The organism is Paenibacillus sp. P4_E11 (assembly GCF_056401635.1).
Genome location: NZ_JBFUIX010000253.1, coordinates 1 through 3,506 on the forward strand (window position 1 = coordinate 1; position 3,506 = coordinate 3,506).

The window sequence follows — 3,506 nt, forward strand, 5'->3', positions numbered from 1 at the left end:
TCCATAAGAAAGATACCGAGCAGAACCACATATGCTTGTCTTTGCCCGGGTTATCACTCTTGGATCCCTTGCTATATCCGATGATATTGTTCAATAATGTAGTCGGTGGCGGCATGAGTTCTCACTTATTCCAGGAAATCCGTGAGAAACGGGGGCTTGYGTACTCCGTCTATTCGTATCATTCCGCACACATCGATAGTGGGTTGTTCACCATTTACATGGGAACTGCGCCTAAGCAAACTACGGAAGTGCTGGACGTTACCATGGATCTGTTGCGCAATCTGGCCCAGAACGGCTTGAGTGCGGCGGAGTTGAAGAAGGGCAAGGAACAGCTGAAAGGCAGCTTTATTCTAAGCCTGGAAAGCACAAGCAGCCGAATGAATCGACTCGGGAAGAACGAGTTGATGGTTGGCAAACATTACACCATGGATGAAATACTCGACCGTATAGATGCGGTTACCCTCGATGACATAAGCTTGCTTACGGAAAAGGTGTTCTCCCATTCGTTCGCTCTGTCGATGGTTGGCAAGTCAGATCAAGCGATTGAATCGTTCGGGAGGGATCCGATTGTCGTTGCTTAATGTCGTGAAATTGATGAAGCTGCCAGGCACAGAAGACGTACAGCTGCCGCAGCGGATGTCGGATCAAGCAAGTGGCTTTGATCTGTATGCAGCAGTACCAGCTAACGAACCGATCGTGCTGCAGCCGGGACAACGCGCCTTGGTGCCAACAGGTGTAGCGTTGGCCATACCGCCGCAGCTGGAAGCCCAGATCCGCCCTCGCAGCGGTCTAGCATTCAAGCATGGAATCACTTGCTTGAACACGCCGGGAACGATTGATGCGGATTATCGCGGTGAGATTAAAGTGCTGCTTATTAATCTGGGTCAAGAACAATTCGCGATTCAGCGGAATGAACGCATTGCCCAGATGGTGTTCCAGCACGTACCCCCTGTCATTCTTGAAACGGTTATGCGCCTGGACGACACCGAACGTGGTGCAGGCGGTTTCGGGCATACGGGGACCAAGTAAGGACGCAACCAGCTCATACAAGTGTATAATAGAAATAGCCGTTTCCAAGTAGAAATACGACCTGGATGCGGCTTTTTTGTTGCGACTAAACGATCTCTCCCAGCACGATGACTGTTTCCGTTGGGCAGGAACCCATCCTTGGGCGTGCGCATAAGATGACTTATATACGAGGGAGAGGAAAGGAGGGTAACAACGCCATGTTGACCGGAGTGCAAGTTGCATTCATCGGCGGGGATGCCCGCCAGTTGGAAGTGATTCAGAAATTCGTGGAATTGGACGCGACTGTTCATTTGATCGGATTTGACAATTTGCAAAATCAGTACAGCGGAGCGACCAAATCTGCGCTATCGACAGAAGTGTTGCGGAGTGCAGACGCTGTTATTTTACCTGTGATAGGTACAGACGACAACGGGATCGTAGATTCGTTATTTTCAACAACGGAGCTTCACTTAACTGAGGAGCATGTCCGTTGCTTGCCTGGGCATGCCAAGGTGTATACAGGGATGGCCAAAAGCTACCTGAAGTCATTATGTGCAACAGCGGGAATCAAGTTGGTTGAACTTCTGGAGCGGGACGATGTCGCCATATACAATTCGATACCGACTGCAGAAGGTGCGATTATGATGGCTATTCAGAATACAGACATTACGATCCATGGCTCCATAAGCATGGTTCTGGGGCTGGGCAGAACCGGGTTCACAATGGCCCGAACTCTTCAGGGATTAGGTGCGGAAGTGAAGGTAGGAATCCGTCGTCAGGAGCATTACGCGCGAGCTTGGGAGATGGGTTTTACCCCGTTTTATTTGACCGAATTGGCTCAGCAGGTCTCCAATATCGACTTGCTTTTTAATACGATACCGACTATGATAGTCACAGCACAAATTATCGCCAATATTCCGCACCGGGCTGTCTTGATTGACCTTGCTTCCAAGCCAGGTGGAACGGATTTCCGTTTCGCCGAGAAGCGTGGAGTAAAGGCAATGTTAGCCCCCGGGTTACCTGGAATCGTCGCTCCCAAAACTGCTGGACGCATCATAGCGAATACAGTCAGCCAGTTGATATTGGAAGATGCCGTTACAGGGAGGAATCATGAATGAATTGGCAAGGTAAAACAGTCGGATTCGCATTAACCGGATCGCATTGCACGTTTGCGGAAACTATGCCGCACATTCAAGCATTTGTGGATCAAGGAGCACGCGTCATTCCTATCGCTTCACAAACTTTGATGACGACGGATACGCGATTTGGCACCTCGGATAATTGGCAGAAACAGTTAAAAGATATTACAGGGAATGATATTATTTCTTCAATTGTGGATGCAGAACCGTTGGGTCCTTCCAAGCTGCTTGATGTTATGCTCATTGCTCCCTGCACAGGGAATACGACCAGTCGATTAGCGAATGCAATGACCGATAGTCCGGTATTAATGGCGGCCAAGGCCCAATTGCGCAATCAGCGTCCGCTCGTATTGGCAATCTCTACAAACGACGGTCTTGGATTGAATGCGGCGAACATCGCCAAACTCCTGGTAGCTAAGAACATCTACTTCGTCCCGTTCGGACAGGACGCACCCAATGTGAAACCGAACTCACTTGTTGCCCGCATGGAACTGGTGATTGATACATGTGCGGCTGCACTTGAATATAAGCAGCTTCAACCAATGGTCATTGAAAAGTTCAATTATATGAACTCCTAATACATTTATTCTTACAAGGGGAGAGCAGGGTATGTCGAATCAAAAGCAATTTACTGTAGCAGTCGTTGGAGCAACCGGCGCCGTAGGCGAGCAAATCATCCGTTTGTTAGCCGAAAGAAACTTCCCTATAAAGGAACTTAGACTTCTATCTTCTGCTCGTTCAGCCGGTAAGAAATTACCGTTCAATGGCGGTGAGATCGTAGTTCAGGAAGCTACACCCGATAGCTTCCGCGGTGTAGAAATCGCATTGTTCAGTGCGGGCGGCGACATCAGTCGACAATTAATTCCACATGCGGTGGAACATGGTGCCGTTTGTATCGACAACACCAGTGCTTTCCGGATGGATCCAGAAACGCCTTTAGTAGTACCAGAGGTTAATGTGGATAAGATCAATGATCACAAAGGCGTCATTGCGAATCCGAACTGTTCGACGATCCAGATGGTAGCTGCATTGAAACCGTTGTACGATCGTTATGGGATCTCCCGTATTATCGTGTCTACTTATCAAGCTGTTTCTGGTGCAGGTGCCAAAGCAATCGATGAAATGCTTCGTCAATCCAAGGCTATTCTGGATGGACAGGAAGCGAACCCAGATATTTTACCTGTAGGCTCGTTGCCTGTTAAGCATCAAATCGCCTTTAATGCCATTCCGCTAATCGACAAATTTACGGACAACGGCTTTACTTATGTAGAGTTGAAGATGATTAACGAGACTTAGAAATTTATGGGTGACGAATCAATTGAAGTTACCGCGACATGCGTTCGCTTACCAGTCGTATAC

General features: G+C 48.5%; 4 protein-coding genes and 1 pseudogene. All 5 read left to right on the forward strand.

The window, feature by feature from the left end:
* The coding region (locus AC1DWB_RS32300) for a M16 family metallopeptidase (protein WP_477545197.1) at positions 1 to 581 on the forward strand (581 nt) is incomplete at its 5' end.
* Positions 582 to 594: 13 nt separating this feature from the next.
* Positions 595 to 1,029, forward strand: a complete 435-nt coding sequence (gene dut / locus AC1DWB_RS32305; RefSeq protein ID WP_477545200.1) for a dUTP diphosphatase — start codon at positions 595 to 597, stop codon at positions 1,027 to 1,029.
* A gap of 197 nt (positions 1,030 to 1,226) precedes the next feature.
* The gene (gene dpsA, locus AC1DWB_RS32310) at positions 1,227 to 2,126 is read left to right on the forward strand and encodes a dipicolinate synthase subunit DpsA (protein ID WP_477545198.1); all 900 of its coding nucleotides are present in this window, start codon (positions 1,227 to 1,229) and stop codon (positions 2,124 to 2,126) included.
* On the forward strand, positions 2,123 to 2,725 hold the full coding sequence (locus tag AC1DWB_RS32315; protein ID WP_477545199.1) for a dipicolinate synthase subunit B: 603 nt from the start codon (positions 2,123 to 2,125) through the stop codon (positions 2,723 to 2,725). The genes dpsA and AC1DWB_RS32315 overlap by 4 nt, the downstream gene beginning before the upstream one ends.
* Before the next feature lie 31 nt (positions 2,726 to 2,756).
* Positions 2,757 to 3,506 (forward strand): annotated as a pseudogene (locus tag AC1DWB_RS32320) (aspartate-semialdehyde dehydrogenase); the annotation flags it as partial.

Excerpts from the sequence above, each read along its gene's own strand:
- dut (WP_477545200.1), top strand. The coding sequence starts at position 595 with ATGAAGCTGCCAGGCACAGAAGACGTACAGCTGCCGCAGCGGATGTCG.
- dpsA (WP_477545198.1), top strand. The coding sequence starts at position 1,227 with ATGTTGACCGGAGTGCAAGTTGCATTCATCGGCGGGGATGCCCGCCAG.
- AC1DWB_RS32315 (WP_477545199.1), top strand. The coding sequence starts at position 2,123 with ATGAATTGGCAAGGTAAAACAGTCGGATTCGCATTAACCGGATCGCAT.